This is a genomic window from Mycolicibacterium sp. ND9-15, assembly GCF_035918395.1.
In the GTDB taxonomy this organism is placed as follows: Bacteria; Actinomycetota; Actinomycetes; order Mycobacteriales; family Mycobacteriaceae; genus Mycobacterium.
Map to the genome: position 1 here is coordinate 4794414 of NZ_CP142362.1, position 25862 is coordinate 4820275.

30 protein-coding genes are annotated in these 25862 nt (G+C 67.3%); 16 read left to right on the top strand and 14 right to left on the bottom strand.

Features of this window, described 5'->3' with window-relative positions:
• Positions 1–56: 56 nt before the first annotated feature.
• The 6 genes from QGN32_RS22680 (at position 57) to QGN32_RS22705 (ending at position 5424) form a co-directional block, all read left to right on the top strand.
• Positions 57–437, top strand: a complete 381-nt coding sequence (locus tag QGN32_RS22680; protein ID WP_326546409.1) for a PPOX class F420-dependent oxidoreductase — start codon at positions 57–59, stop codon at positions 435–437.
• 3 nt (positions 438–440) lie between these two features.
• Entirely contained in the window at positions 441–827 is a 387-nt protein-coding gene (locus QGN32_RS22685; RefSeq protein WP_326546410.1) for a PPOX class F420-dependent oxidoreductase, read from the top strand.
• 108 nt (positions 828–935) lie between these two features.
• The gene (locus tag QGN32_RS22690; RefSeq protein ID WP_326546411.1) at positions 936–1415 is read left to right on the top strand and encodes an FxsA family protein; all 480 of its coding nucleotides are present in this window, start codon (positions 936–938) and stop codon (positions 1413–1415) included.
• A 13-nt stretch (positions 1416–1428) separates the two neighbouring features.
• The gene (locus QGN32_RS22695) at positions 1429–3015 is read left to right on the top strand and encodes an amidohydrolase (RefSeq protein WP_326546412.1); all 1587 of its coding nucleotides are present in this window, start codon (positions 1429–1431) and stop codon (positions 3013–3015) included.
• The gene (gene lnt / locus QGN32_RS22700; RefSeq protein WP_326546413.1) at positions 3008–4645 is read left to right on the top strand and encodes an apolipoprotein N-acyltransferase; all 1638 of its coding nucleotides are present in this window, start codon (positions 3008–3010) and stop codon (positions 4643–4645) included. The genes QGN32_RS22695 and lnt overlap by 8 nt, the downstream gene beginning before the upstream one ends.
• On the top strand, positions 4642–5424 hold the full coding sequence (locus QGN32_RS22705; protein WP_326546414.1) for a polyprenol monophosphomannose synthase: 783 nt from the start codon (positions 4642–4644) through the stop codon (positions 5422–5424). The genes lnt and QGN32_RS22705 overlap by 4 nt, the downstream gene beginning before the upstream one ends.
• A gap of 86 nt (positions 5425–5510) precedes the next feature.
• Here the strand turns inward: QGN32_RS22705 and QGN32_RS22710 are convergent, their stop codons facing one another.
• On the bottom strand, positions 5511–5846 hold the full coding sequence (locus tag QGN32_RS22710) for an RNA polymerase-binding protein RbpA (RefSeq protein WP_064420338.1): 336 nt from the start codon (positions 5844–5846) through the stop codon (positions 5511–5513).
• Positions 5847–5971: 125 nt separating this feature from the next.
• Here QGN32_RS22710 and QGN32_RS22715 point away from each other — a divergent pair, with 125 nt between their 5' ends.
• Positions 5972–6313: a hypothetical protein gene (locus QGN32_RS22715; RefSeq protein ID WP_326546415.1), complete on the top strand. Its 342-nt coding sequence runs from the start codon at positions 5972–5974 to the stop codon at positions 6311–6313.
• A gap of 27 nt (positions 6314–6340) precedes the next feature.
• Here the strand turns inward: QGN32_RS22715 and QGN32_RS22720 are convergent, their stop codons facing one another.
• Positions 6341–7015: a hypothetical protein gene (locus QGN32_RS22720; RefSeq protein WP_326546416.1), complete on the bottom strand. Its 675-nt coding sequence runs from the start codon at positions 7013–7015 to the stop codon at positions 6341–6343.
• A 72-nt stretch (positions 7016–7087) separates the two neighbouring features.
• Between QGN32_RS22720 and QGN32_RS22725 the strand changes: the two genes are divergently transcribed.
• Together QGN32_RS22725 and QGN32_RS22730 are read left to right on the top strand one after the other, a co-directional pair.
• Entirely contained in the window at positions 7088–8608 is a 1521-nt protein-coding gene (locus QGN32_RS22725) for a carboxylesterase/lipase family protein (RefSeq protein ID WP_326546417.1), read from the top strand.
• A gap of 39 nt (positions 8609–8647) precedes the next feature.
• Positions 8648–10603, top strand: a complete 1956-nt coding sequence (locus tag QGN32_RS22730; protein WP_326546418.1) for a DUF7064 domain-containing protein — start codon at positions 8648–8650, stop codon at positions 10601–10603.
• Positions 10604–10709: 106 nt separating this feature from the next.
• On the opposite strand, the gene QGN32_RS22735 is transcribed toward QGN32_RS22730, so the two are convergent.
• From QGN32_RS22735 to QGN32_RS22745, 3 genes are all read right to left on the bottom strand, one after another.
• Positions 10710–11036: a YnfA family protein gene (locus QGN32_RS22735; protein ID WP_326549215.1), complete on the bottom strand. Its 327-nt coding sequence runs from the start codon at positions 11034–11036 to the stop codon at positions 10710–10712.
• A gap of 88 nt (positions 11037–11124) precedes the next feature.
• Positions 11125–12009: an SCO6745 family protein gene (locus QGN32_RS22740; RefSeq protein WP_326546419.1), complete on the bottom strand. Its 885-nt coding sequence runs from the start codon at positions 12007–12009 to the stop codon at positions 11125–11127.
• Between the two features lie 60 nt (positions 12010–12069).
• Positions 12070–12786 carry a FadR/GntR family transcriptional regulator gene (locus QGN32_RS22745; protein ID WP_326546420.1) on the bottom strand — a complete coding sequence of 239 codons (717 nt, stop codon included), beginning with the start codon at positions 12784–12786 and terminating at the stop codon, positions 12070–12072.
• 122 nt (positions 12787–12908) lie between these two features.
• Here QGN32_RS22745 and QGN32_RS22750 point away from each other — a divergent pair, with 122 nt between their 5' ends.
• Both QGN32_RS22750 and QGN32_RS22755 read left to right on the top strand, forming a co-directional pair.
• A complete protein-coding gene (locus QGN32_RS22750; RefSeq protein ID WP_326546421.1) occupies positions 12909–13427 on the top strand; it encodes a gluconokinase in 519 nt (172 codons plus the stop codon).
• The gene (locus tag QGN32_RS22755) at positions 13424–14899 is read left to right on the top strand and encodes a GntP family permease (protein ID WP_326546422.1); all 1476 of its coding nucleotides are present in this window, start codon (positions 13424–13426) and stop codon (positions 14897–14899) included. The genes QGN32_RS22750 and QGN32_RS22755 overlap by 4 nt, the downstream gene beginning before the upstream one ends.
• Positions 14900–14915: 16 nt before the next feature.
• Here the strand turns inward: QGN32_RS22755 and QGN32_RS22760 are convergent, their stop codons facing one another.
• The 3 genes from QGN32_RS22760 to QGN32_RS22770 form a co-directional block, all read right to left on the bottom strand.
• Positions 14916–15452, bottom strand: a complete 537-nt coding sequence (locus QGN32_RS22760; RefSeq protein ID WP_326546423.1) for an RDD family protein — start codon at positions 15450–15452, stop codon at positions 14916–14918.
• A 63-nt stretch (positions 15453–15515) separates the two neighbouring features.
• Positions 15516–16424, bottom strand: a complete 909-nt coding sequence (locus tag QGN32_RS22765; protein ID WP_326546424.1) for a DoxX family protein — start codon at positions 16422–16424, stop codon at positions 15516–15518.
• A gap of 36 nt (positions 16425–16460) precedes the next feature.
• Complete coding sequence (locus QGN32_RS22770) at positions 16461–16967, bottom strand: DUF6328 family protein (protein WP_326549216.1); 507 nt, start codon at positions 16965–16967, stop codon at positions 16461–16463.
• A 118-nt stretch (positions 16968–17085) separates the two neighbouring features.
• Here QGN32_RS22770 and QGN32_RS22775 point away from each other — a divergent pair, with 118 nt between their 5' ends.
• Complete coding sequence (locus QGN32_RS22775) at positions 17086–17217, top strand: hypothetical protein (RefSeq protein WP_326546425.1); 132 nt, start codon at positions 17086–17088, stop codon at positions 17215–17217.
• Between the two features lie 111 nt (positions 17218–17328).
• Positions 17329–17559 carry a DUF6400 family protein gene (locus QGN32_RS22780; RefSeq protein WP_326546426.1) on the top strand — a complete coding sequence of 77 codons (231 nt, stop codon included), beginning with the start codon at positions 17329–17331 and terminating at the stop codon, positions 17557–17559.
• 237 nt (positions 17560–17796) lie between these two features.
• On the opposite strand, the gene QGN32_RS22785 is transcribed toward QGN32_RS22780, so the two are convergent.
• Entirely contained in the window at positions 17797–18396 is a 600-nt protein-coding gene (locus QGN32_RS22785) for a PaaI family thioesterase (protein WP_326546427.1), read from the bottom strand.
• Between the two features lie 100 nt (positions 18397–18496).
• On the opposite strand from QGN32_RS22785, the gene QGN32_RS22790 reads away from it, so the two are divergent.
• Positions 18497–19165, top strand: a complete 669-nt coding sequence (locus tag QGN32_RS22790; protein ID WP_326546428.1) for a PadR family transcriptional regulator — start codon at positions 18497–18499, stop codon at positions 19163–19165.
• A 4-nt stretch (positions 19166–19169) separates the two neighbouring features.
• Here QGN32_RS22790 and QGN32_RS22795 read toward each other — a convergent pair whose 3' ends face one another.
• Positions 19170–20873, bottom strand: coding sequence for a 3-ketosteroid-delta-1-dehydrogenase (locus tag QGN32_RS22795; protein ID WP_326546429.1), 1704 nt, complete (start codon positions 20871–20873; stop codon positions 19170–19172).
• A gap of 100 nt (positions 20874–20973) precedes the next feature.
• Here QGN32_RS22795 and QGN32_RS22800 point away from each other — a divergent pair, with 100 nt between their 5' ends.
• Entirely contained in the window at positions 20974–22113 is a 1140-nt protein-coding gene (locus QGN32_RS22800; RefSeq protein WP_326546430.1) for a 3-ketosteroid-9-alpha-monooxygenase, oxygenase component, read from the top strand.
• A complete protein-coding gene (locus QGN32_RS22805) occupies positions 22110–22382 on the top strand; it encodes a ferredoxin (protein WP_326546431.1) in 273 nt (90 codons plus the stop codon). Before QGN32_RS22800 ends, QGN32_RS22805 begins: the two co-directional genes overlap by 4 nt.
• Before the next feature lie 52 nt (positions 22383–22434).
• Here the strand turns inward: QGN32_RS22805 and QGN32_RS22810 are convergent, their stop codons facing one another.
• From QGN32_RS22810 to QGN32_RS24345, 4 genes are all read right to left on the bottom strand, one after another.
• The gene (locus tag QGN32_RS22810) at positions 22435–23514 is read right to left on the bottom strand and encodes a hypothetical protein (protein ID WP_326546432.1); all 1080 of its coding nucleotides are present in this window, start codon (positions 23512–23514) and stop codon (positions 22435–22437) included.
• A 95-nt stretch (positions 23515–23609) separates the two neighbouring features.
• Positions 23610–24569: an alpha/beta hydrolase gene (locus QGN32_RS22815; RefSeq protein WP_326546433.1), complete on the bottom strand. Its 960-nt coding sequence runs from the start codon at positions 24567–24569 to the stop codon at positions 23610–23612.
• Positions 24566–25642, bottom strand: a complete 1077-nt coding sequence (locus QGN32_RS22820) for an FAD-binding protein (RefSeq protein WP_442791752.1) — start codon at positions 25640–25642, stop codon at positions 24566–24568. The genes QGN32_RS22815 and QGN32_RS22820 overlap by 4 nt, the downstream gene beginning before the upstream one ends.
• The gene (locus QGN32_RS24345; protein WP_442791753.1) at positions 25558–25860 is read right to left on the bottom strand and encodes an FAD-dependent oxidoreductase; all 303 of its coding nucleotides are present in this window, start codon (positions 25858–25860) and stop codon (positions 25558–25560) included. The genes QGN32_RS22820 and QGN32_RS24345 overlap by 85 nt, the downstream gene beginning before the upstream one ends.
• Between the last annotated feature and the right edge of the window lie 2 nt (positions 25861–25862).

Consider the following 25862-nt stretch of genomic DNA (forward strand, 5'->3'; position numbering starts at 1 on the left):
CCGGCGGTCTTACGCCGTAGCCGCAGAGTCGACGCCGGCCCAGTATCTTCGGGGGCGTGTCTGCCAGCTTCGCCGACGTTGCGAAATCCGAGTACATCCTGCTGACCACCTTCACCAAGGACGGCAGGGGAAAGCCGACGCCGATCTGGGCGGTGCCCGACGGCGACGGCCTGATCGCGATCACGCAGGAGAAGTCGTGGAAGGTCAAGCGGATACGCAACACGCCGCGGGTCACCATCGCGCCCTGCGACATACGCGGAAATCCGAAGGGGGCGCCCGTCGAGGCCGTCGCGCAGATCCTCGACAAGTCCGCCAACGGCGCGACGTACGCCGGGATCGGCAAACGCTATGGGTTGTTCGGCAAGGCGTTCAACGTTTTCTCCAAGCTGCGCGGGGGAATGAAGAACAACGTGACCATCGAGATCAAGCCGGGGTGAAGCATGGCCGACAGATTCGACGACGTCGCCCGCGCGAAATACATCCTGCTGACGACCTTCACCAAGGACGGCAGGCCCAAGCCGACGCCGATCTGGGGTGCGCCCGACGGCGACCGACTGCTCGTCATCACCGATGACGGGTCGTGGAAGACCAAGCGCATCAAAAACACTCCACGCGTGACCATCCAGAAGTCCAGCGCGCTGGGCAAACCCAAGGGTGATCCGGTCGAAGCGGTGGCCCGGGTACTGCCCAAGGACACCACGCGCCGCGTGTTCGACAAGGTCACCCGGCGCTACTGGTGGCACGCGTGGTGGTGGATCCCGCAGGCGCTGATCCGCGGTGGCATAGACAAGGTCCACATCGGTCTCGAGATCAAGCCCGCGGTGTAGCCGCCGGGTGCTCGGCGAAGAACGAGAACACCGACCACGGCGGGCCTGGATCGTGGTCACGTGGCCAATCTTCGGAACCGGTGAGGGCGGTCCATACGTTCAAGGCGTATGCGGCTGTTTCTGCTCTACGTGGTCATCGAGGTCGCGGTCGTCGTGGCCCTGGCGTCGACGATCGGCGTCGGCTGGACGCTGCTGCTCCTGCTCGCAACGTTCGTGCTGGGCCTTGCGCTGGCCGGTTCGCAGGTCAGGCGCCATTTTCGCCAGTTGCGTTCGGGCCTGACCCCGGCGAACCTGCACGGCGCGGCCGCCGACAGCGCCCTGGTTGCGCTCGGCACGGTGCTCGTGGTGATCCCGGGCTTGGCCAGTTCGGTGACGGGGGCGTTGCTTCTGCTGCCGCCAACCCGCGTGGCGGTCCGTCCGCTGCTGACCGCGCTGGCCGCGCGCCGGATGCCGCTGCTCACCGCGGGCGTCGCAGGCTGGCGAGTGGCCCGCCCGGGCGCCGACTACATCGACGGCGAGGTCGTCGAGGTCATCGACGTCGAACCGCCCGCCGTGGAGCGCGCGCCCCGCCCCAGCCAGGAGTTATGAGAACCTCGCGTAGGTGACGACCCTTCTGCTCAACGGGCGGGTGCACAGTCCCGCCATGCCCGACGCCACGGCACTCGCCGTGCTCAACGGCGTGATCGCCTGGCTGGGCAGCGACGACGTGGGCTGCGGGCAGTTCCCCGACGCGAAGGTCGTCGATCTGGAGGGTGCCTTCGTCGCGCCGGCCTTCGTCGACAGCCACGTCCACCTCACCGCCACCGGGCTGGCGCTCTTTGGTCTCGACCTTCGGCCCGCCGCCTCACTGCGGCACTGTCTGCAACTGCTCGGCGACTATGCGCACGCACATCCGGACGGTCCGATCTGGGCTCACGGCTGGGATGAGTCGAGCTGGCCCGAACGCACCCCTCCCACCACCGCCGAGGTCGACGCCGTCGTCGGGGAGCGGCTTGCCTACCTGGCCCGGGTCGACGTGCACTCCGCCGCGGCGTCCACCGCGCTGCGCCAGTTCAGCGCGGGCCTCCCCGACGCGACCGGATACTCCCCGCAACACCCGCTGACCGCCGACGCGCACCACCTGGTCCGCGCCGCCGCGCGAGCCCGGCTCACCTCTGAGCAGCGCGACCGCGCGCGATCGGCCGCGCTGGACGCGGCGGCGGCGTCCGGCATCGTCGCGGTCCACGAATGCGCAGGCCCGGACATCGGCGGACTCGACGACTGGGACGAGATCCGTCGGCTCGAACACGGGGTGGAGATCGTCGGCTACTGGGGCGAAGCGGTGAGAACTGCCGGTCAGGCGCGCGCCCTGCTCGAGCGCACCGGCGCCCGCGGCCTGGCGGGTGACCTTTTCGTCGACGGGGCTCTGGGCTCGCGCACCGCCTGGCTGCACCAGCCCTACGCCGACGCGCCGGGCCGCGTCGGCAACAGCTATCTCGACCGCGACGCCATCGCCGCCCACCTGCACGCATGTACGGAGGCGGGCATCACGGCCGGTTTCCACGTCATCGGCGACGCCGCAGTGGCCGCGGTCGTCGAGGGGTTCGAGTCGGTCGTCGCGGCGTTCGGGGCGCCCGCGGTCGCCAGATGCGGGCACCGGCTCGAACACCTGGAGATGGTCACCGAAGAGCAGGCGAGCCGGCTCGGCGCCTGGGGCGTGCTCGCCAGCATGCAACCGAACTTCGATGCGCTCTGGGGCGGCGAAGCCGGCATGTACGCCCAGCGGCTTGGAGCCGAGCGAGCCAGATCGTTGAACCCGTTCGCGCTGTTAGCATCCCAAGGCGTGCCCCTCGCGTTCGGCTCGGACAGCCCGGTCACCGGTATGAACCCGTGGGTGACGGTGCGCGCGGCGACGCGTCATCAGACGCCTGGAAGCGCGTTATCGGCCCGTGCGGCGTTCGCGGCGCTCACCCGCGGTGCCTGGCGGGCCGCCGGTGTGCGCGACGGGCTGGCGGGCACACTCGTGCCCGGCGCACCGGCGTCGTACGCGGTCTGGGACGCCGACGAATTCGAGGTGAGGGCCCCGGCGGACGCGGTGCAGCGTTGGTCGACCGATCAGCGGTCGCGCGTGCCGCCGTTGCCGCGACTCGACGGCCCGCCGCCCAGGTGCCGGCAGACCGTCCACCGGGGTGTCGTCATCCATGGCTGAGATCCGTCCCAAGGCTGCGAGGTGGGGGCAGGCGGTGGTGGACCGGCTACCGCAGTTGGCTGTCGTGATCGTCGCCGGGATCCTGCTGTGCCTGAGCTTTCCGCCGTTCGGGTGGTGGTATCTGGGGTTCGTCGCGTTCGCGCTGCTGGCCTGGGTGCTGACGCGCGAAACCACAACGCGGCGAGGCGGCTTCGGCTATGGCTTCCTGTTCGGGGCGACGTTCTACCTGCCGCTGCTGCCATGGGTCGGGACATTCGTCGGTCCTGTCCCCTGGATCGGGCTCTCGCTCGCCGAGGCGCTGTTTCCCGCACTGTTCGGAGTGGCCGCCGTGACGGTGCGCCGGCTACCCGGCTGGCCGCTGTGGTTCGCCGGGCTGTGGGCGACCCAGGAGTGGCTCAAGTCGACACTGCCGTTCGGCGGGTTCCCGTGGGGTGTCGTCGCCTACAGCCAGACCGAGAGCCCGCTGCGCTCGATCGCCCAACTCGGCGGGGCGCCGCTGCTGTCGTTCGCGGTGGTGCTCATCGGGTTCTGCCTGGGCGCAATCGTTTTCGAGGTCGTGCAGTGGTGGCGGCGCGACGGGCAGAACGCCGCGCCGCCGGCGGTGGTGGTGCCGGGCGTGTACATCAGCGTGGTGCTGCTCGTCACCGCGCTGACGTGGCCGCACGTTCGCCAGTCCGGTGCGGGCGCCGGTGACGACCGGTCGATCACCGTCGCCGTGGTCCAGGGCAATGTGCCCCGCCTCGGGCTGGACTTCAACGCACAGCGGCGCGCGGTGCTCGACAACCACGTTCGAGAGACAATGCGGCTGGCCGAGGATGTGCGGTCCGGGCGCGCGCCGCGGCCGATGTTCGTCGTCTGGCCCGAGAACTCTTCCGACATCGACCCGCTGGCCAACTCCGACGCCAGTGAGATGATCTCCGCCGCCGCGACCGCCATCGACGCGCCGATCCTCGTCGGCGCGGTGGTCGAGGCCCCCGGCGCCACCGCCGAGAACCCCTCGTCGACCAACTCGGTGATCGTGTGGAATCCCGGCAGCGGACCCGGCGAGCGCCACGACAAGCAGATCGTGCAGCCCTTCGGGGAGTACCTGCCGTGGCGCGGCTTCTTCCGACGTCTCTCCGACTACGCGGACCGAGCCGGGTACTTCGTTCCGGGCGACGGCACCGGGGTCTTGCACCCCGCCGGCGTGCCGGTGGGTGTGAGCACCTGCTGGGAGGTCATCTTCGACCGGGCGCCCCGCGAGGCGGTGCGCAACGGCGCGCAACTGCTCGTGGTGCCCAGCAACAACGCGACCTTCACCGAGTCGATGAGCGAACAACAACTCGCGTTCGCCCGGCTGCGCGCGGTCGAACACGACCGGTACGTCGTGGTGGCGGGAACGACGGGAATCAGCGCGATCATTGCGCCCGACGGCCGGGAAACGGCCCGCACCGCGTTTTTCGAACCGGCCTACCTCGACTCCGCGGTGCGGCTGAAAACGCAGCTCACAGCGGCGACCCGGTGGGGGCCGCTGGTCGAGGGGCTGCTCATCGCCGTCGGTGTCGGCAGTCTGATCGTCGTGATACTGCACAATTGGAGCTTTGTGCGTCGTCGAGTGAGCGGCGACAACAAAGATAGAGGAGCTACATGACGACGGGCCGGGACCCGGGGGAACGCCCAAGCCAGCGCACGCTGGTCATCATCCCCACCTATAACGAGCGGGAGAACCTGCCGCTGATCGTCGAACGCGTCCACGCGGCGCGCCCCGACATGCACCTCCTGATCGTCGACGACGGCAGTCCCGACGGCACCGGCAAGCTGGCCGACGATCTGGCCCTTGGCGACCCGGACCGCATCCACGTCATGCACCGCACCGCCAAGGGCGGACTCGGTGCGGCGTACCTCGCCGGGTTCGGTTGGGGGCTGAGCCGCGAGTACGGCGTGCTCGTCGAGATGGACGCGGACGGCAGTCATCCGCCCGAGCAGCTGTGCCGGCTGCTCGACGCGATCGACGCCGGAGCCGACCTGGTGATCGGCTCGCGCTACGTCCCCGGGGGAGAAGTGCGCAACTGGCCGCGTCGGCGCCTGGTGCTGTCGCGGACCGCGAACGGCTATTCCCGCGTCCTGCTCGGCGTGGACATCCACGACATCACCGCCGGCTACCGCGCGTACCGCCGCGAGGTGCTGGAGAAGATCGACCTGAACGCGGTCGACTCGAAGGGTTACTGCTTCCAGATCGATCTGACCTGGCGCACGATCAACCACGGATTCGTCGTCGTCGAGGTGCCGATAACCTTCACCGAACGCGAGTTCGGTCAGTCCAAGATGAGCGGGTCCAACATCCGCGAAGCCCTGTTCAAGGTCGCCGAGTGGGGTATCCGCGGCCGCTTCGACCGCGCCCGCGGGGCGCCTCACGCGCTAGGCGACTGACGTAACCAAATCGCGAGCGGCCGTGTCTGTACGGCGGCGCGCCGGGTTTTGCCGGCAGAAAGCGGTCGCTCGCGGGGTGATGAGGGTCAGCCGCGGCGGCGGGTCTTGATGATGTCGAGCCGTTCCTTGAGAAGCTCCTCGAGCTCCTCGATCGACCGGCGTTCGAGCAACATGTCCCAGTGCGTCCGCGGAGGCTTGGTCTTCTTGGGTTCCGGCGCGTCACCCTCGATCAGGGTGCCTTCCATGCCGTTGCGGCACAGCCAGGTGTGGGGGATCTCGGCGTCGTCGGCGAAGGGGACGTCGAACTCTTCGCCGTTGTCGGTGCGGTACCGCGCGACCTGACGCGGCGCCAAGTCGTGGTTGCGGTCGGTCTCGTAGCTCACGGCTCCGAGGCGACTTCCCCTCAAGACACGATCAGCCATCGTCGAACACTCCTCGATCAGCGCGTATTGGTTCGGATGATCAACGCAGCACCATGCTGTGAAGTTCCCGACTCGACCGTCGATGATACCGGGAAACACGGGAGCCTCGGTCTACAGTCACGTCCGTGGCACCCGGGACCAAGAAGCGTCTACGCCCCCAATCTTGCCGCTGGTGCGGTCGTGAGGTCGACGACGTGGGGCTGGGCCGGCGTCGGCAGTACTGCAGGCAGTCCTGCCGGCAACGCGCATACGAACACCGCAGCCTGATCAGAGGTACCTCGCTGGCGCCGGATGCGGTCGTGCTCAGCCCCGAGGAGGCCGCCGAACTCTCCGACCGGGTCTACCAGGTCAGATGCGCCGCCGAGGACGTCGCGACGGCGGTCGAGGAGGGCGCGGACACCGGCGAATTGAAGGGGTTGTGCGACGCGTTGATTCAGGCGGCCAAGGCCGCCGACGGCTGGCGATGACCGCCATCAGATCACGTGTCTGTCGCGTCAGCAGCCGAACTTCTCGCCGGTCTGTGGCGGTGCGGCGACCGGTTGTAAGCAGCCGAACGGTTCGATGCCGGCGTCGCTGAACCGGACCGCGGACTGGTGGGCGTAGTTGACGCAGAAGAGGCCGACGGCGTCGCTGCGGCAGCGATAGTCGCCGAAGGCGAGGACTTGGCCGTACGGCAGCTCGGGCCCCTCACCGGCGGTGAAGCGGCCGGGATCCCCGTGCACCGATCCGACGCTCACGCTGCTGCCGTCGTAGTCGACCCAGCCGCCCTTCCACTCGCCGTAGGCATCATCCGGCCGCGGCGGCGGGTCGACCAGGTCGACCAGGCACGCCAGGGCGCCTTCGCTGTAGCTGGAATCGGTCATGCAGCTGGTCTTACCGGACGGCGTGGTGAACGCGACGTCCTCGCCGAGATCCGTGGTCTCCCCGTCGCGGGTGGCCGAGTGGTACTGCGCGGCGTCAGCGGGTGCACCGGCTTCCACCCAGGTGATGACGTCGCCGAGCGGCGCGCCCGGCGCAGGCGGTGTCGTTGGTCTCGGCGTGGTGGTGGTCCGTGACGGCGAGCTCGCCGAAGGGGACGGCGGAATCGGTTCGATTCGTTCGGCCTGCCCGCCCGTCGTCGAGGAACATCCTGCCACCAGCACAGACGCGATCAGCACAGCCATTCGCATACCGGCCAGGCTAGCGGGCCGACACGCAATCCCTGCCCAGGCGCGGCCGGAAACCATTGCTAACGTCGGGTGATGCACGAACACACCGTCCGCGCAACGATCACCTCCGGCACGGTCGAGGGTTTCACCCGCGACGGCGTGCACCGCTGGCGAGCCATCCCGTACGCACGCCCTCCGGTGGGCCGGCTGCGGCTGCGTGCCCCCCAGCCCGTGCAGCCATGGCGCGGCGTGCGCCACTGCCACGGTTACGGCAATTGCGCGCCTCAACAACGCATGTACACGATCCTGGCGCCCGGTAAGTACCAGCCGACGGGCGAGGATTGCCTGACGCTCAACGTGGTGAGCCCGATGAAGCGGTCGGAATCGCCCGGAAAGTCGGCACTGCCCGTCATGGTCTTCATCCACGGCGGCGGGTACTTCATGGGCAGTTCGGCCACGCCCATCTACGACGGGGCGGCGCTGGCCCGCAGCGGTTGTGTGTACGTCTCGGTCAACTACCGGTTGGGCGCGTTGGGGTGTCTGGACCTGTCGTCGTTGTCGACCACGAATATCCCCATCGACGACAACTTGTACCTGCGTGACTTGGTGATGGCGCTGCGCTGGGTACGCGACAACATCGAGGTGTTCGGCGGCGACCCCGACAACGTGACGATCTTCGGCGAGAGCGCAGGTGCGCACGCGGTGGCCACGCTGCTCGCCGTGCCGGCGGCGAAAGGACTCTTCGCTCAAGCGATTTCGGAAAGCCCTGCCGCGGGGATGGTGCGCACCCCAGAGGTCGCGGCCCAGTACGCGTCGAGGTTCGCGAAGTTGCTCGGCGCTGGGAAGGACGACGGCGCCGACGCGGTGATGGCGGTCCGCCCGGGCGACCTGGTGAACGCGTTCGAACGGCTCATCAAACAGGGCCAGCGCGAAATGCTCGGCGCGTTCGCGGCCGGGCCCACCAGCGGAACCGACTATCTGCCGCTGGACCCAGTGGATGCGATGCGCAGCGGTAAGGCACACCGGCTTCCGCTCATCGTCGGCACGAATGCCGAGGAGGCCAACCTGTTCGGCCGCTTCCTGAAGCTGCTGCCCATGTCGGAGCCGATGATCGAGCGGCTGCTCGCCCAAGCGAAACCCGAAGAGCGCGAAAGGATCACCGCGGCGTATCCGGGTTATCCGGACCCGAAGGCATGCAGCCAGTTCGGCAGCGACTTCGCATTCGGCTCGGCCGCCTGGCAGATCGCCGAGGCACACAACAGGCATGCGCCGACCCACCTGTACCGCTACGATTACGCGCCGCGCCCACTGCGCTGGTCGGGCCTCGGCGCCACGCACGCCACCGAACTGCTCGCGGTGTTCGACGTGTACCGCACGAGAATGGGTCGACTGCTCACCGCGGCAGGTGACCGCCGAACCGCACTGCGTGTCAGCGACGACGTGCAACGCCGTTGGCGCGAGTTCGCCCGCACCGGTGTGCCCGGTGCCGACTGGCCCACCTACACCGGCGCCGACCGTGCCGTGCGAGTGTTTGATCATCGCCCGCGCATCGAATACGACCCGCACGCCGCCCGCCGGGAGGCGTGGGAAGGCTTTTCGCTGGCCGCGCGATAGTGGGGACCGTCCCACCGAGATATCACACGGAGGTGACGAATGCCCACCACTAATGTCATCGAGCGGCCGGCAGACCTGACTGCCGACTGGCTGACGTCGTCGATCGGCGCGCCGGTCGCTGAGTTCTCCTACGACCGCATCGGCACCGGTCAGATGAGCGAGTGCTACCGCGTCACGCTGACGTACGCGAACGGCGCCGACGGGCCGAGGTCGGTCGTGCTCAAGGTGGCCGCGACCGACCCGGTGAGTAGGCAGACCGGGTTGGCGCTCGGCCTGTACGAACGCGAGGTGCGGTTCTACACCGACATCGCGCCGCGCATCGGCGGGCCGGTGGCACCGTGCTACTCCTTTGCGTTCAACGACGAGACCGGAGCATTCCATCTGTTGCTCGGCGACGCCGGTCCGGCGATCGTCGGCGACGAAATCCGCGGCGCCTCAGTCGAACAGGCCCTTCTGGCGTTGTCCGAGCTCGGCCGTCTGCACGGCCCGCTGCTCGGCGATCCAGCGGTGGCCAGCGCCGAGTGGCTCAACCGCGATGCCCCGGTCAACCAGGCGCTGATAGCGGGGTTGTATGCCGGGTTCGCCGAGCGTTACGCCGACCAGATCGCACCCGAGCACCGAGCGGTGTGCGAACGACTGGTCGCCGGCTTCGACGACTATCTGGCTGCGGAGTCCGGGGAGGGCCGGATCAAGGGGTTGGTGCACGGCGACTACCGGCTCGACAACATGCTGTTCGGTCAACCCGGCGCCGACCGGCCGCTGACCGTGGTCGATTGGCAGACGGTCACATGGGGTCCGGCGATGACGGATGTGGCGTACTTTCTCGGCTGCGCGCTGCCCGTCGAGGTGCGTCGCGAGCACTACGACGCGCTGCTGAGTGCCTATCACCGGGCGCTCGGGCCGGACGCGCCGATCAGCCTCGACGACGTGCGGGAGGGGGTGCGCAGGCAGACGTTCGCCGGGGTGATGATGGCGATCATCTCCTCGATGCTCGTCGAGCGCACCGACCGCGGCGACGAGATGTTCATGACGATGCTGCAGCGCCACTGTGAGCATGTGCTCGACGTCGACGCGCTGAGTATACTCCCGAAACCGGTTGCGCCCGAACCGCTTGCACCTTCAGCCGACGACGAGGGTGACCACCCTCCCGGGGATGAGCCGCTGTGGAACGAGAGCTGGTACTACGACTTCGTCGATCCACAGCAGGAGATCGGCGGATGGGTGCGGCTCGGGCTCTATCCAAACTTGACGACGTCGTGGGTCAACGGTCTGGTCTGCGGTCCGGGCATTCCGACCTATGCGCTGCTCGACTTCGAGGGCACCGGTGACATCGAACTCGTGCTCACCGCTACGCAACCGCTCAAGACCTATCGCGTCACGATGCGCGGGCGCGGACAGGCCTATGACGATCCGGCCGGGCTGTTGCGCAATGAGCCCGGACGGCCGGTCGACGTGTCGATGGAACTGGCGTGGGCCACGGCGGGCGCGCCGTACCTGTACCGGATCACCCCCCGCTACGAGATTCCGTGCACGGTGTCGGGCACCGTCACCGTCGACGGGCATGAGTTCACGTTCACCGATGTGCCCGGCCAGCGTGACCATTCCTGGGGGGTGCGCGACTGGTGGGCGATGGACTGGGTGTGGAGCGCGTTGCACCTGGACGACGGCACCCACCTGCACGGAGTGGATATCCGCATACCCGGCGCACCGCCGCTCGGTATCGGTTATGTGCAGTCGCCCGGCGAACCGCTGATCGAGCTGCAGGCCGTCACGGCACGAGAGGCATTCGCAGACAATGGTTTACCGGTGCGGACGACGTTGACCATGGCCCCCGGTGACATCACCGCGACGGCTGAGGTACGGGGCCACGCGCCGGTCCTGTTGACGTCATCCGACGGCAGGGTCAGTCACTTCCCGCGCGCTTGGGCGACCGTGACGACGGCCGACGGTCGCAAGGGCGTGGGCTGGTTGGAGTGGAACCGCAACCAACCGTAGTCTTTTGCGCGAGCGTGCGTGTCCCCGCGCTGCGCGGTGGGCCCAGCGCACGACACGCCGCGCAATTACAGCGCGTCGCGCACGCTCGCAGCGCACTGAGCGTGCGTCACCGCGGTGCGTACATGATCAGCCCGACGCCGGTAAGACAAATCAGTGCGCCCGTGACGTCCCAGCGGTCCGGCCGGAAGCCGTCGGCAACCATGCCCCAGGCGAGTGACCCGGCGATGAAGCCCCCGCCGTACGCCGCCAACACCCGGCCGAAATGGGCGTCGGGCTGGAACGCGGCGACGAAACCGTAAGCGCCGAGCGCCATCGCGCCCGCACCGATCCACCACCAACCGCGGTGCTCGCGCACGCCTTGCCACACCAGCCACGCGCCGCCGATCTCGAGCACCGCCGCGAGGACGAACAGCATCACCGACTTGAGCACCATCACGACACCCAGCGTGCCGCGAGCGTGCGCAAAATGCTGTCAGACCGCGGCGTGTCGTGAACAGACGCGCACGCTCGCGCAAGGAAACCTAAGTGAGGTGGGCGCTGTCGTCGTCGAGGTCGTTGCGGCTCAGGCCCATCGGCGTCGCGGCCGGCAGGTCGCCGCCGGCGACCACCTTGCGGGCGATCGGGGTCAGTGCGCGAAACAGAGCCTCGACCTCGTGATCGTCCAACGCGTCGAGGACAGGCAGCGCGAGCGTGTCGGTACCGTCCTCGATCTGCTGCTTGAGTTCGCGGCCGGCGTCGGTGAGACCGTCACCCTCGAGCAGGCCGCGACCGACAAGCCGGTCCCGGTACGTTCGCCACTGTTCGTCATCGTAGTCGCGGCTGCGCATGATCATCTCCCTGCGCACCCGGCCCGCCGCGGCGTGCAGGACGTTGCTCTCGCGCCCCGATATCCCGTGCCCGACGAGCAACGTGACATGGCTGTCGCCGCGCTGTTCGCGCAGCAGAGTGGTGGCGTGCCACAGTTTGGCCAGCGGTTCGTCCGGCCACGGCAGTGCAGCGTTGGCCGCGAACAAGACGCGGCCCTCCATCGCGGCGGTGCGGGCGGCCTTGGCGAGCAAGTCCGCTGCGATCGCCACGTCATCGCCGTGCCCGACGCCGTACCGCTCGAGCGCGGCCACCGCGGATTCCAGTCGAGCGCGCAGTGAGTCGGCCGGGGGAGCGACATCCCATGCCGCGGGCAGGGCCTTCGCGACGCGCTGCGGCGCGAAGTTGTAGAACGCGGCCGTCACCACTTCGGCTGGCACCGCACCGAGCGGTGCCGATCTGGCGGCGAAGTACCCCATCCAAAAGCCCTTGTAGCCAAGGCCGTCGAGCGCCGCACGAGCCTCAGGGGCGAAGTAGGTGACGGCGTGCACGGGTTCGATTCGATCGAAGAGTCGGCGCGCCAGCACAGGTTGCCTGTCCACGCCGGCAGTTAACCATTTGTCTCGACGCCCGGTTGCCGCGGTCCTGCCGCACCGAGACGTCTAGCTCTGCTCTGCAGACTCCTCGGAAAGAGCCGAACTCGCCTCGTCGATGATCGCGCGCATCGCCTGCTCGGCAGCGGCTTCGTCGCGCATCCTGATCGCCCGCGCGACCTCGTCGTGCAGATCGATCGCCGCTGGGTTCGGCGTCGCGGGCATGATGCCGTGGTGGGTTCGGCCGGTGAGCAACTCGGCGACCACGCCGTCGAGCGCACGGAACATCTCGTTGCCGCTGGCCTCGAGCAGGGTCCGGTGGAACAGCTTGTCGGCCTCCAGATACGCCTCGAGATCACCGGCGCGTCCGTGCATCACCATGTCGGAGACGGTGGCCGCCATGATGCGGCATTGATCCGGATCGGCTCGCCGCGCGGCCAGAGCCGCTGCCGCGGGTTCGAAGCCCCGGCGCAGCTCGGAGAGCGACACAAGTTGGGCGGCACGATCACCGGCGCTCAACCGCCAGCGAATCAGCCTGGGGTCGAACACATTCCACTTGTCTGCCGATTGAACAGTGATGCCGACCCGGCGCCGAGACTCCACCATGCCCATCGACTCGAGAACCCGGATCACCTCGCGCACGACGCTGCGTGACAACGCATGCCGCGCGCTCAGCCCGTCGAGGGTCAGCACTTGGCCGGCCGGGTGCTCGCCGGAGACGATCGCCGTGCCCAATGCGGTGAGCAAGCTGTCGTGCAACGCGCCGACGACTGGTTCAGACGCCACAAATATATCTTTTCATATGTCTGCTGTAGTAGATAACGACATATTAATCTACGATGACTCGGGAATAGTATGTTTTACCGCAGTGCTGTGTGATGTCAAACACAACCGGGTAGGTGGATGAAATGCCGTCACCGATCGTCGTCATGGGTGTCTCGGGCTCCGGCAAATCGACCGTCGGCGCCGCGCTTGCGCAACACCTGCGCGTCCCGTTCGCCGACGCGGACGATTTCCATCCGCAGGCCAACATCGCGAAGATGACCGCCGGTGAGGCGCTCGATGACGACGACCGCTATCCGTGGTTGGAAGCGATCGGCGAATGGTTGGGCGAGCACTGCGCGACGGGCGGGGTGATGAGTTGTTCGGCGCTCAAGCGCAAGTACCGAGATCAACTGCGTCGGCACTGTCCCGATGTAGGACTACTGCACCTGGTCGGCACGCCCGAGGTCATCGGCAAGCGGCAGGCCAGCCGCCCCGGCCATTTCATGCCCGCTTCACTGTTGGCCTCTCAATTCGACACGCTCGAACCGCTGGAGCCCGACGAACACGGCGTCGACATCGATGTCGACCAGAGCATCGACGCCATCGTCGATAGTTACGTTTTCTCAACCGCTGTGCGCCCGACCGAACAGGAGAACCGATGAACGCGGCGATCACCGTGCTGGCGGCCGACACCGAGCTGCCTGAACCGGTCGCGTCGGGATGGCAGTTGATCGCCGCGGCGCTGGCCGGTATCGCGCTCATCGTCGTGCTCATCACGGTCGCCAAACTCAACCCTTTTCTGGCGTTGATATTCGGCGCATTGGCCGTCGGTGTGGTTGCCGGCGTGAACATCGGCGATGTGCTCGAGTCTTTCGGCGACGGCTTCGGTACGACCGCAGCCGGTGTCGGCATCCTGATTGCGCTGGGTGCGATGTTCGCCAAGCTCCTGGCCGACTCCGGTGGGGCCGACGAGATCGTCGACACCATCGTCGGACGCGCCTCGCTCCGGGCTCTGCCATGGGCAATGGCGTTGGTTGGCTCGATCATTGGGCTACCGATGTTCTTCGAGATCGGTGTGGTGCTGCTGATGCCGGTCATCTACCTGGTGGCCAAGCGGTCAGGCCAATCGCTGATCACCATCGGGATACCGGCGCTGGCAGGGCTTTCCGCGATGCACGGGATGGTGCCCCCACATCCGGGTCCGTTGACCGCGATCGACCTGCTGGACGCGGACCTGGGCATCACCCTGGCGCTGGGGGTTGTCGTTGCGATTCCGACCGTCATCGTGGCGGGACCGTTGTTCGGGAAGCTCGCGGGCCGTTGGGTTGTCATCGACATCCCCGACCGGTTCGAGGCCGACGACTTCGGCGGCAACGGCGGCAGCGGTGCGCGAACCGCCCAAGCGCGAACCGCGCAAGCGCAAACCGCGCAGGGCGGCACCGCGACGCAGGCCGCGACGCGTGTCCGGCCCAAGTTCGGCATCACCTTGTTCTCCGTGCTGTTGCCCGTCGGGCTGATGATGGGCAAGGCCCTCGCCGACATCTTCATCGACGATGAAAACAGTCTGGTGCGACAGGCTTTCGACATCCTCGGTCGCCCGCTGATGGCGCTGCTCATTGCCGTCATCGTGGGCGTCTTCACCCTCGGCCGCGGCGCCGCGATGACCCGCGATCAGATCGCCAAGTGCATCGAGTCGTCACTGCCCCCGGTCGCGGGCATCATCTTGATCGTCGCGGCGGGCGGCGGTTTCAAGCAGGTGCTGGTCGACACCGGGATCGGTACACAACTGGCCGAATGGGCCAAGGGCGCCAACGTCTCGGTGATCCTGTTGGCCTGGGTGCTGGCTGTGTTGATCCGGCTTGCAACGGGTTCGGCGACGGTGGCCACGATCACCGCATCCTCGCTGATGCTCGGATTGGTCGAGGGCATGAGCGCGGGACAGGTGTCGTTGGTCGTGCTGGCAGTAGGTGCGGGCTCCCTGTTCTTCTCACACGTCAACGACGCCGGCTTCTGGCTCATCAAGGAGTTCTTCGGCATGACGGTCGGCCAGACCATCAAGTCGTGGTCGATCATGGAGACGGTGCTCTCGGTCGTCGGCCTGATCCTGGTGCTACTGCTCGGGCTCGTCATCTGACGGCCCTGGGTCGCCGTCAGCCTTTGACGACCTGCGTACCGCCCGCGAGTTCGTCGTGCTTGCCCTGCTTGCTCGGGCTGCCGCTGATGGTCACTGCGATGACGATGATCGCGATGATTCCGAGCAACCCGCCGACGAACGGAATGATCGGAAGCAACGTCCACGAGTTGCGAATGGCGGCCTGCGCGACCGTCGGCTTGGGCGCGCCTCCGGGGCCGCGGACGCGCAGACCGAGCAACTTCTTGCCTGGCGTCGATCCCAGGCCGGCCTCGAGCGCGAGGAAGTAGACGAACATCAGGCCGCCGGTGAAAAAGCCGGTGACCATGATGTTGGAGGCGGAGTCGGTGGCGAAGGCCAGCAGCCAACTCACGATTGCGACGAGGATGCCGTCGATGAACCGGGCGAGCCAGCGTAGAAGCAGGCCGCCCGGCTGTCCGCCGCTGGGATACCCGCCGTATTGTCCGCCGCCGCTGGGATACCCGCCGTATTGTCCGCCGCCGCTGGGGTACTGGCCGTACGGCCCGGGCTCTGGTCCGAGATCTCCGCTAGTCATCCGAGTAAATGTACCGGTGACCGCGCTGTTCAGGAGCGCTTTGGTTTGCGCCGCTGCCGATCCTCAGCGCAACTTGCGCTGTTGGCGCTTGGCTTGTTTGCGTGCCTGCTCGGCCTGCTTCCGTGCCGCCTCGGCCAGATCGGTCGCGCGACTGCGCGCTGTCTCGGCCAGTTCGGGAGCGCGGTCGCGGGCCACATCGGCCCACTCGGAGCCACGCTCGCGGGCGACGTCGGCGAGTTCCGCGCCGCGCTTGCGCGCCACGTCGGCGATCTCGGGTCCGCGTTCGCGGGCGACGTCGGCGAGTTCCGCGCCGCGTTTGCGCGCCTTCTCGGCGATCTCGGGTCCGCGCTCGCGGGCGACGTCGGCGAGTTCGGCGCCGCGCTCGCGTGCGACGTGGGCGATTTCGGCGCCGCGTTCGCGAGCGACATGCAGACCGTGGCCGACCTTGTCGGCGAACTCACTGTCGGTGAGCGCGCCGCCTGCGGCCGCGCCCACGGGCAGCGCGGCGGTCACCGCTTCTGACACTTTGTGCGCCGCGCGCCGGCCCCGCCACCCCAGTGAGGGTTTGCCTTCGGTGTCGACCGCAGCGATGATAAGCCCGCCGATCAAGCTCACGTCGGTGATGAACGCACGACGTTCGTCGGCCTTGCGCTGCGGGTCCGTCTCGCTCCAGAACGTATGTCCGCCAAGGCTGCCCGGCACCACGCTGAGTGCGAGCGCCGCTGAGGCCAGCCGGGGCAGTTTGCCGGTGGCCAGCAGCAGCCCACCACCGATCTGGACGGCGGCCGTGGCGCGGGCCACCGTCTCGGCGTTGGAGGGCACGTTGGTGCCGACCGGATCGGGCAGTTTACTGAGCCCCTCCAGTGTCGGGCGTGCAGCGTCGGCGGCAGGTTTCGGGCTGCGTAGTGCCTCCACACCCCTGGCGATGAAGGCTGCTGAGAGCATCGGGCGCGCGATACGTCGAATCAACATGGGCCAGGGGTTCCCAAGCCGATGGAGCCGCAAACGTCAATATGAGGGGTCGCCGGGACTTCGGTGGCGCAGCGGCACGAGGTACCAGAACACGGTGAGCGCGACCAACACGACACCACCGGCGACCCACGCCAGCACCCGGTCGGCGACCGCATCGAAGATGATCGTCGCCACCCCGGCGAGTGCCCCGCCGAGCAACAGCGTGCCGGTGATCGCGAGGGTATGCGCGGTCGAGACCAGGGTCACCATGCGATGCCGGCGGAACAACAGTCGGTGCATGCTGACCGGCGCGATCAGCAATATCGTCGCCCCGATCGAGCACGCCACGGTCACGAGGTACACGGTGCGCATGACTTGGTCCAACTCGGAGAAGCGGTCGGAGAACGGCAAGATCAGCAAGAAGCCGGTGAGCAGCTGCACACCGGTCTCGGCGACGCGCAACTCCTGCAGCAGGCTGGACCAGTTGCGATCCAGCCGTTCGGCTTCGGTCTCGTCGCGGCTGTATTCCGTATCCGCATCCGGGTCGCGGTGATCGAAGTCCACATCTGATTCTGGCAGCCGGCCTCGCGAGCGGTCGACCGGATGGTGGTCCACGATCATCCGCCCGCAACAGGGTGGCGAAAGTGGCGCGTTGGCGGCGATCTCCGTTGAGGCGCCCAGCATGGGATGGCCTGCCTGGACGACGGCGACGTATTGGCCGAAACCCGTGCTGTGGGAACGGTGTTTGTTCAAGCAGACGCGGGTGGTGCTCGACGAGTATCGGGCATGGTGGCCGTTGGCATTGGTTAAGTGACCTGAGCGGATCGCACGAATATGCGTCGCGTTGTGACGTAGGTCATTGTTTGGTTAGCCAAACCTAAGGCATTATCGGGCGCTTGCACTGTAGAACCAGGCAGGGAGCCCCATGGCAGATCTCGAATTCGCGTACGACCTCACGCTGGACGAGGCCAGGCGGCGCGCCGCCGTACTCGAAGCGCTCGGCGACGACTGGGACCCGATCGCCGTGCTCGAGCACGAGCGGTTGGCGCAGAACATCCTGTACCGCGACCTCGACGACGAGCAGCAACGAATCTACGACGACCTGGTGCGCGCGGGCGTTCTACCGGACCACACGCAGACCAATGCTTCCGATTGACCCGACCGCCGACCGGTCCCGACGGGCCTGGCTGCCGTGCCCCTTCTGCAACTGGAGCGCGGGGTGCGCCGACTGTGCGGACCGGCGCAACTGCGCCGACCACTGGCAGTACCTGCTGAGCAACCAGGCCACGGTGGTGCATCTGCAGTGCCCCGGCTGCGGTCACCTGTGGTCCACCGATACGCACAACCGGCGCAGGGGCGGTCGAGCGGCCTGATCGGCTTCACCCCGCATGCGTTATTGCGTGTTCCGCGGGTGGATGAACACGCCGTCGGCCTCGACGGTGACGCCCTCAGGGTCCGCGAGCTGACCGACGGCGAACGTTTTCGCGCCCTCGACCCGCTCGACCCACGCCTCGGCGCGCAGCGCGCGGCCCAGCCGGGTCCCGCGCCGGTATCGCATCGTGAGCGTGCCCGTTACCGCGGGCCTGCCCGGTTTGTGCGCCGTAGCGCCGAGCACGTGGTCGAGCAGCATCGCGCATACCCCGCCGTGGACATGACCCGGCGGGCCCTCGAAGGCCGCGCCCAAGCAGAACTCCGCCCACACGCTGCCGTCCGTCTCGTGGTGAACAATCAGCGGCGGGGCGGCCGGGTTGCGTACCCCGATAACGACATTGCCCCACGCCATCGGCGCGCCGTCGCCCGCATGCTGCAGGCCGAACGAGTCGGGCAGCAGTGATGTGCTGAGTTCGTCGCTGGCGCAATCGATCTTGCTCTTCACCGCCTCGACGGTCGCCGCGTCGGCTCGGGTGCGGATGGTGACGTCGATGAGTCGACGCACCGATTGCGCCAAGGGCTCGTACACCGCGCGCAGATCGTCGAGTTCGGAGCTGGTCATGGTGTTCAGGGTGCGCATACGTCGGCGGTGCCGCAACGCGGCATCCCAGCCAGTGGTGAGTTGAACCAGCGGTGCGATCCTGCGTTGTTAGGCTGAGGAAATGGCGCAAAGCACGTCCGAGGCGAAGCCGAATCTGGCCGCCACCAGTTGGGCGCTGCTGGGCATGCTGTCGTACGAACACGAACTGTCGGGCTACGACATCCGTAAGTGGATCGAGTGGAGCATGCGGTTCTTCTACGGAAGCCCCGCCTATAGCCAGATCTACTCCGAGCTGAAGAAGCTGGAGCGGCTGGGGCTGCTGTCCTCGCGTGTGGAGAACACCGGCGGCACCCGCAACCGCCGGTTGTACAAGATCACCCCGGCCGGCCTCGATGCGGTGCGGCGGTGGGCCAACGAATCGCCGGTGGACCCTCCGGTGCTCAAACACAATCCGTTGCTCCGCGTCACGTTCGGCCACCTCACCGACCCAGCGCGGCTCAAGGAGATCCTGCAAGAGCACATTGCGCATGCCGACGAGATGCAGCGCAATGCCGCCAAGGACGCCAAATGGGCGGGCGTGGAACCGTCGTGGGCCTACGCGAAGGTGGCCTTGCAGTGGGCCGAAAGGTATTACGCCTCCGAACGCGAGCTGGCGTTGAAGATGCTCAAGGAACTTGACGAGGCCGAAGCCGCATTCGCCGACGCGGGCATCGAACGCGGCACGCAGATCCCTTGGCCTACACCGGAATACTGGTATGAGGTCGAGAAGAGAGCCGACGCCGACGACTGATCGGTTACCCGTCGGCGGCGTCGTTGGCGGCGATATAGCCGTAAACCAACCCTTGCGCGATCGTCGCGCCCGCTCCTGGGTAAGAGGTGCCGAACGCGTTGGCGGCGGTGTTGCCGATCGCGTACAACCCGGCGACGGCGCTGCCGTCCTCGCGTAGGACGCGGGCGCGGTCGTCGGCGCGCAGGCCACCGCATGTGCCAAGATCGCTCAACACCATCTTGACGGCGTAGAACGGACCCTGCTCGAGCGGGCGCAGGTTCGGGTTCGGCGTGACCGTGGGGTCGCCGTAGTAACGGTCATAAGCGCTTGCGCCGCGCTGGAAGTCGCTGTCGGTGCCCGCGATGGCGTTTTCGTTGAACCGCTGTACCGTCGACGAGAGCGCGGATTCGCTGACGCCCATCTTCTCGGCGAGTCGGGTGATGGATTGGGTGCGGTGGGCGATTCCGGCGTCGTACCACCTCTGCGGAATCGCCATGCGCGGGAACAGTTCCGCGGCAAAGACATAGCTGTTGCGGTACTTCTGATCGAACACGATCCACATGGTTTCGACCGGATTGCCGGCGCGCTCCCGGTCCAGCACGCGCTGGCCGAACGACATGTAGTCGGTCGCTTCGTTGACGAAGCGGTTGCCGGTCTGGTCCACGATGAGCGAGCCGGGCAGCGACCGCTCGGCCAACATGACCTTCGGGTCGGCACCGGGAAGCGCCGCGACCGCAGGAAACCACCACGCCTGGTCCATGAGATCGGTTGCGGCACCGAGGTCCTGGGCGATCCTGATCGCGTCGCCGGTGTTCGTTTCGGCGCCCAGGCTGGCGTGCTCGCGGAGGGACTCCGACTGGAACTTCCACCGCATGTCCATCTGGTGGTCGAAGCCACCGGCGGCGAGCACGACGCCGCGGCGAGCGGTCACGGTGACGTCGGCGCCGCCGTGGCTGAGCACCGCGCCACCGACGCGGTCGCCGTCGGTGACGAGCCGGCGCAGGGCGGTATCCGTCCAGACGGGGATGCCGGCTCGCAGCACACCGGCGAAGAGTCCGGCGGCCAGCGCCTGACCGCCCGCGACGTACCTCCGTTTGAGCAGCAGCCCGCCGACCCCCTGGCCGAGACGCTTGGCGACGACCGGCAGGCCTTTTCGCGGCACCCGCGACATCAGGTTGAGCCACCGGTAGTCCGCGCCGGTGGTCGGCATCGGGATCTTCGCTTCCATCACGCCGGGTCGCAGGCGCGTCAGGTACTGGCCGAGTACGGCCGAATCCAGGGGGCGGCATTCGCACGTGCGGCCGACGGCCGTGCCGCCGGGAGCCTCGGGGTGGTAGTCGGAGTACTCCTTGGCCCAGAAGAAGCGCATCGGTGTTCTCCGACGGAGCAATTCGACCGTCGCATCGACATTGGCCACGAAGGCGTCGGACCGCTGCGTCGGGGCCGTGCCGTCGACCACCGCGTCGAGGTAGGTCTTCGCGCGCTGCGCGGTGTCGGATCCGCCGTCGTCGTTGATCACGGTGCTCGCCGGTAGCCACAGCGCCCCGCCCGACCGTGCGGTCGAACCGCCGACGTGGGCGGACTTCTCGACGATCAGCACCGAGAGTCCGCGCTCGTGAGCGGCCAGGGCCGCCGCCATCCCGGTGCCGGATCCGACCACCAGAAGATCGACGGTGGTATCGGCGATCGGCAGCCCGTCGGGGATCGTCGCCCCGTGTGTGTTGGTCACAGACGACCAAGTTAGAGGCGAAAACGGTCCGCCGGAACCGCCGTCCTGATGAGCGGAACAAGTCGTGAGCCCGGTCCGGAACTCCTGCTAGAACAGCGGTATGACGTTGGACACCGACATCGAGGTCCGCCAGATCGAGGCCGACGCCGCGCCGTCGCGGTTCGCCCGAGGCTGGCACTGTTTGGGCCTGATCAGAGAGTTCGGCGACGGGAAACCGCACCAGGTCTTCGCGTTCGGCAAGAAGCTGGTGGTGTTCCGCGGCGGCGACGGCCGGATCAACGTTCTGGACGGCTACTGCCGGCACATGGGCGGCGACCTGAGCCAGGGCGAGGTGAAGGGCGACGAGATCGCGTGCCCGTTCCACGACTGGCGCTGGGGCGGCGACGGCCGGTGCAAGAAGGTGCCGTACAGCAAACGCGTGCCCCGCCTGGCCCGCACCGCGGCTTGGACAACCCTGGAGCAGGACGGCATGTTGTTCGTCTGGAACGACCCGGAGGGCAACCCGCCGCCACTGGAGGTCACCATTCCCCGCATCGAGGGCGCGACGAGCGACGAGTGGACCGATTGGCACTGGTACACGACCGTCGTCAACACCAACTGCCGCGAGATCATCGACAACGTCGTCGACATGGCGCACTTCTTCTACATCCACGGCTCGCTGCCCACGAATTTCAAGAACATCTTCGAAGGACATGTCGCCACCCAGTACATGAACAGCGCCGGCCGACCCGACCTCGGTGAGCCCGGTCCGACGCAGATGCTCGGAACCACCTCGGTGGCATCGTATTTCGGGCCGTCGTTCATGATCGACGACCTGACGTACCACTACACCGACGTCGATCACCAGACGGTGTTGATCAACTGTCACTACCCGATCGACCAGAACTCGTTCGTGCTGCAGTACGGGATCATCGTCAAGAAGTCCGCGGCGTTGCCGGAGGACGTCGCGATGCAGACGGCGATCGGCCTGGGCGACTTCGTGAAGATGGGTTTCGAACAGGACGTCGCGATCTGGAAGAACAAGGCGCGCATCGACAACCCGCTGCTCTGCGAGGAAGACGGGCCCGTCTATCAACTGCGACGTTGGTATGAGCAGTTCTATGTAGACGTCGCCGACATCGAACCCGATATGGTGGACCGCTTCGAGTACGAGATCGACACCACCCGGCCGCGGGAGGAATGGATGAAGGTCGTCGAGGGCAACATCGCCCAGCGATCCTCGGTCACGAGCGCGGGATGACGGTGCGGCCGGACAACCGGCTCGCCGATGCGCCGATGGTGTCGGTGACGTGCCGACGCTGCGCCGCAAGCGTTCTGGTGCGCAAGAGTTCTTGGGAACAAACCAGCGTGCAGTGGGACGGCGAGTCTGCCGCGCGCTGTCTTCAGCGCCGGGAATTCGACGCGATTCGACAGGCCGATCGGCCCTTCCTGGTCTGTTCAGAGCTTCGTGACTCGATAGAGGACGCCGCGCGCAGCGGGTCGCTGCGGATCGTCGACGAAGACATGTGATTTCGGTGCGCTAACAATCGCTGAGCGACTGCTAGCGCACCGAAACCGCAGATCAGGTCAGCTGGAAAGCCGAAATCGGAGCTTCCTCGGGATATTCCGCAGGCCCGCCGAGGTCGTACACCGCGTTCAGCGCACCAATGAACTGAGGGTCGTGCAGGGGTTCGCCGGGCACATCGAGCTTGACGCCCTTCTTTCCGGCGTCGTCGACGAGCATGTCGATGGCCTTGTCAATCGTGAGATCGTCGCTGCCGTCCATGTTCTTCCTGAGCTCGTCGAAGTCGGCGAACACCTCGGCCGACCAGTGCACCAGGAACCGCAACTCGTCGGTGCGGTGGCGGGCGATCACGTCGTCGCCGTTCTTCAGCACCCAGCAATCGCGGTCGGCCGGATCACCCGTGAAGACCGTGTCGAACGCGAGGCCGGCGGGTGTCTGATGCTCGACTGGGCCGTTGGCTTCGCCGCGGTGCACCATCATCTCGTTCTGCACGATGACGCCGCGGTTGTACACCGGGGGCACCAGTCGCCGGGGCGGTTTCAACGGGCCGTCGGGCCAGTAGGTGAAGCCACTCGATTCGTCCAGCGAGAACCACGCTATGACCTGGGCCATCTTGATCAGGTAGTCGCGGAACAGTCCCGACTTGCCCATCACGCTCGTCAGCCAGGTCGGCGCGTTCTCATGGCGCACCCCGCGGAAGCTGGGTGAGTCTAGGTGGCCGGGATCGCGGTTGGCGCACGGGCCGTTGATGTTGAACAGCATCATCTCGGGCTTGGCGTACTCGGCGCTCCAGTAGCTCTTGGCGTACTCGACGAACCGCTGGTTGTAGAAGCAGTCGTGCAACTCCGGATAGAGCACCGTGCCGTAATTGGCCAGGTAACCCCGGAAGGTCGGGGTGAGGAACAGGTCGAGTGACGGCTCGAATCCCTCCGGGAACGCACCGCTCATGGTCGCCATCAACTCGTCGGCAGATGCGAAGTGCTGCGCGATGATCAGCTTCCACGGCCCCTGCGTGCGCACCACGTCGAGGAGACGTTCCCGCTGATCGTCGGTGTAGACGTCGTCGACCTCCCTCGGCGGTGCGGCGGGCCGGAGCACATCGGACAGCTCCATGCGCCGATCGTCCGTCAGCGTCATCGTCTCCTCCTCGGTTCACACGGTCGTGTTACCTGGGATTCTGACCGCCCCGCCGCAGCCGTGATGGGCCGATGACCGGTCATCGGGAGGACAATTCATGTTGCTCCTTCGTGACGTCGAGGAGGGGCAGCGAACTTCGCCCGCAATAGTGCCCCGATCTCGGCGATCGCCAACCGGCCGCGTGCGGTGGTATCGGAGCGCATCAGGAAGCCGTGGTAGACACCGGGATAGCGGGTGAGTGTGGTCTGAACGTCCGCGTCCCGAAGCCGGGCTGCGTAACGCTCGCCCCAGTCCCGGATCGGATCGTAGGCAGCGGTGACGACAATGGCTTGCGGCAGGCCGGCCAGGTCGGTCGCCATTGCGGGGAACCGATACTCATCCGGTGGTGCGGTCACCCCTCGGTCGGCGAGTTCGTGCATGAAGTCGATGTCCGCGCGACGCAGCAGCGGAGCGTCCGGCATGCTCTGAATCGACTCACACGTCATGTCGCGGTCCAGACCCGGATACAGCAGCGCCTGACAGCAGATCGATGGACCGCCCCGGTCACGGGCGGCCAGCGCGACCGCGGCCGCGAGCGCGCCACCGGCGCTGTCACCGATGACCGCCAAGCGATGGGCGTCGATCCGAAGGGATCCGGCGTTGGCGGCGACGTAGGTCGTGGCGGCATATGCGTCGTCGAACTGTGCCGGCGGCGGTGCCTCGGGCGCGAGCCGATAGTCGACCGACACGACCGTGGTCTCGCTGACCGCCGCCAACATTCGAGCGAGCGGTTCGAAGGAATGGTTCGACCCCAGAACCATTCCGCCACCGTGGAAATAGACCAGGACGGGAGCGTCGTCGGCGCCCGTCGCGCGGTAGATACGGAGCGGGACATCTCCGCCGGGGCCGGCAGCGACCCGGTCTTCGACCTCGACCATCTCCGGCATGTCGTCGGGGTGGGGCGCCGACTCTATCGCCCGGCGAACTTCGGCCAGGCCCCGTGCACGCATCGGGGCGATGTCCCCGAGCGCCGCAACCCGCGCGGCGGCATCCGGGTCCAAACGGTATTGCGTCATGGTTGATCTCGAGTGTCTTGCCGGCCTGACAGCGACTGCATCGAGGCGGCCGCGTGCGCACCGGCGCGTCGGCCGCCGAAGATGCAGTCCGCGATCGACGACCCGCTGACATAGCTGTTGGAGCAGATGCCGATCGCATTGCGGCCCGCAAGCTGTGTCTGCTCCCTGATCTGGTCCTTGACCTTCCGCCAGGTCCGGGCGTCGTAGATCGCCCAGCCCGTACCGCCGAATTCGCGCATCATCACGTCACCGTGCGTGGCACCGTAGAGGTCTTCGTTGGCGATGCGCCGGCCGTCGCGGCCGACGGTGAGGCCTTCGAGGAATCCGCTCGGGGGAGACAGGAACCGCCACGCCGTGATGTTGCCCATCTTGTCAGTCCTCCCGCCGGCCTCGACTCCGAGGGCGATGCCCGTGCCGTCGTCACCTGGCGTGCCCAGCGGGGAGATCTTCATGAAATCCGGTGCGTGTTCAGTCATCCACTCGCGGTTGTGGATGAAACCGCCGGCCGCCAGGATCACTGCGCCCGCGTACGCTTCACCGTCGCTCGCGGCATCGGCCCACAGTTCTTCGGCGCGGTCCACGGCGCCCTTGACCAGGCCGGGCAGCCAGGTGCCGATCTTCCCGGTGAGCTTGGTCAGGACAGCGTGTTTGCGCGCGTGTGGATGGTCCGGAGCCACGGCGCGATATCGGACGCCGCGGATGCGTCCGCCGTCATCGCGGATGAGTTCGTGAACCCGGGCCAACGGAATGAACTTGACACCTTTGGCTTTCGCCGAACGACAAAGGTGTTCGAACAGCGCTTTGCCCGGACTCATGCCGGGTGCCACCACTCGATGGCCGCGGGGCACGGGCCTCGCGTGCCGCGAGTACGGATGGGCCTTCTCGTTGCCGGAGTAGTAGAGATAGAAATCGTCGGTCGGATACGACGTCTTGTAGGACGACACCGGCCCGCCGCGGAACCGGACCCCCTGGTCCTTGAGCCATTCGATCATGTCCGGGCTCTCCTCGCAGAAGCGCTGAAGGGTCTGGGCGTCGACGGCGTCGCCGATCTCCTGCTTGAGGTAGGCCCGCATGTCCTCGACGGTGTCGTCGTTCCGCCGGCGCGCTGTTCGGCGGTTCCCGCGCCGGCGTAGATGATTCCGCCCGACAGCGCCGTCGCTCCGCCGCCATATCCGCGGTCCAACACGAGTACCCGTGCTCCGCGGTCGGCTGCCTCGATGGCGGCGGCGGCGCCGGCGGCGCCGAACCCCACTACGATGACGTCGTATTCGATGTTTGGTCGCATGTTCATTT

Coding starts and splice junctions, on each gene's coding strand:
- QGN32_RS24345 (WP_442791753.1), bottom strand. CDS start 25,860: ATGAACATGCGACCAAACATCGAATACGACGTCATCGTAGTGGGGTTC.
- QGN32_RS22730 (WP_326546418.1), top strand. CDS start 8,648: ATGCCCACCACTAATGTCATCGAGCGGCCGGCAGACCTGACTGCCGAC.
- QGN32_RS22800 (WP_326546430.1), top strand. CDS start 20,974: ATGACGTTGGACACCGACATCGAGGTCCGCCAGATCGAGGCCGACGCC.
- QGN32_RS22755 (WP_326546422.1), top strand. CDS start 13,424: ATGAACGCGGCGATCACCGTGCTGGCGGCCGACACCGAGCTGCCTGAA.
- QGN32_RS22805 (WP_326546431.1), top strand. CDS start 22,110: ATGACGGTGCGGCCGGACAACCGGCTCGCCGATGCGCCGATGGTGTCG.
- QGN32_RS22720 (WP_326546416.1), bottom strand. CDS start 7,015: ATGCGAATGGCTGTGCTGATCGCGTCTGTGCTGGTGGCAGGATGTTCC.
- QGN32_RS22810 (WP_326546432.1), bottom strand. CDS start 23,514: ATGACGCTGACGGACGATCGGCGCATGGAGCTGTCCGATGTGCTCCGG.
- QGN32_RS22705 (WP_326546414.1), top strand. CDS start 4,642: ATGACGACGGGCCGGGACCCGGGGGAACGCCCAAGCCAGCGCACGCTG.
- lnt (WP_326546413.1), top strand. CDS start 3,008: ATGGCTGAGATCCGTCCCAAGGCTGCGAGGTGGGGGCAGGCGGTGGTG.
- QGN32_RS22760 (WP_326546423.1), bottom strand. CDS start 15,452: ATGACTAGCGGAGATCTCGGACCAGAGCCCGGGCCGTACGGCCAGTAC.
- QGN32_RS22685 (WP_326546410.1), top strand. CDS start 441: ATGGCCGACAGATTCGACGACGTCGCCCGCGCGAAATACATCCTGCTG.
- QGN32_RS22750 (WP_326546421.1), top strand. CDS start 12,909: ATGCCGTCACCGATCGTCGTCATGGGTGTCTCGGGCTCCGGCAAATCG.
- QGN32_RS22735 (WP_326549215.1), bottom strand. CDS start 11,036: ATGGTGCTCAAGTCGGTGATGCTGTTCGTCCTCGCGGCGGTGCTCGAG.
- QGN32_RS22710 (WP_064420338.1), bottom strand. CDS start 5,846: ATGGCTGATCGTGTCTTGAGGGGAAGTCGCCTCGGAGCCGTGAGCTAC.
- QGN32_RS22725 (WP_326546417.1), top strand. CDS start 7,088: ATGCACGAACACACCGTCCGCGCAACGATCACCTCCGGCACGGTCGAG.
- QGN32_RS22780 (WP_326546426.1), top strand. CDS start 17,329: ATGGCAGATCTCGAATTCGCGTACGACCTCACGCTGGACGAGGCCAGG.
- QGN32_RS22820 (WP_442791752.1), bottom strand. CDS start 25,642: ATGCGGGCCTACCTCAAGCAGGAGATCGGCGACGCCGTCGACGCCCAG.
- QGN32_RS22815 (WP_326546433.1), bottom strand. CDS start 24,569: ATGACGCAATACCGTTTGGACCCGGATGCCGCCGCGCGGGTTGCGGCG.
- QGN32_RS22775 (WP_326546425.1), top strand. CDS start 17,086: ATGGGATGGCCTGCCTGGACGACGGCGACGTATTGGCCGAAACCCGTG.
- QGN32_RS22790 (WP_326546428.1), top strand. CDS start 18,497: ATGGCGCAAAGCACGTCCGAGGCGAAGCCGAATCTGGCCGCCACCAGT.
- QGN32_RS22785 (WP_326546427.1), bottom strand. CDS start 18,396: ATGACCAGCTCCGAACTCGACGATCTGCGCGCGGTGTACGAGCCCTTG.
- QGN32_RS22765 (WP_326546424.1), bottom strand. CDS start 16,424: ATGTTGATTCGACGTATCGCGCGCCCGATGCTCTCAGCAGCCTTCATC.
- QGN32_RS22690 (WP_326546411.1), top strand. CDS start 936: ATGCGGCTGTTTCTGCTCTACGTGGTCATCGAGGTCGCGGTCGTCGTG.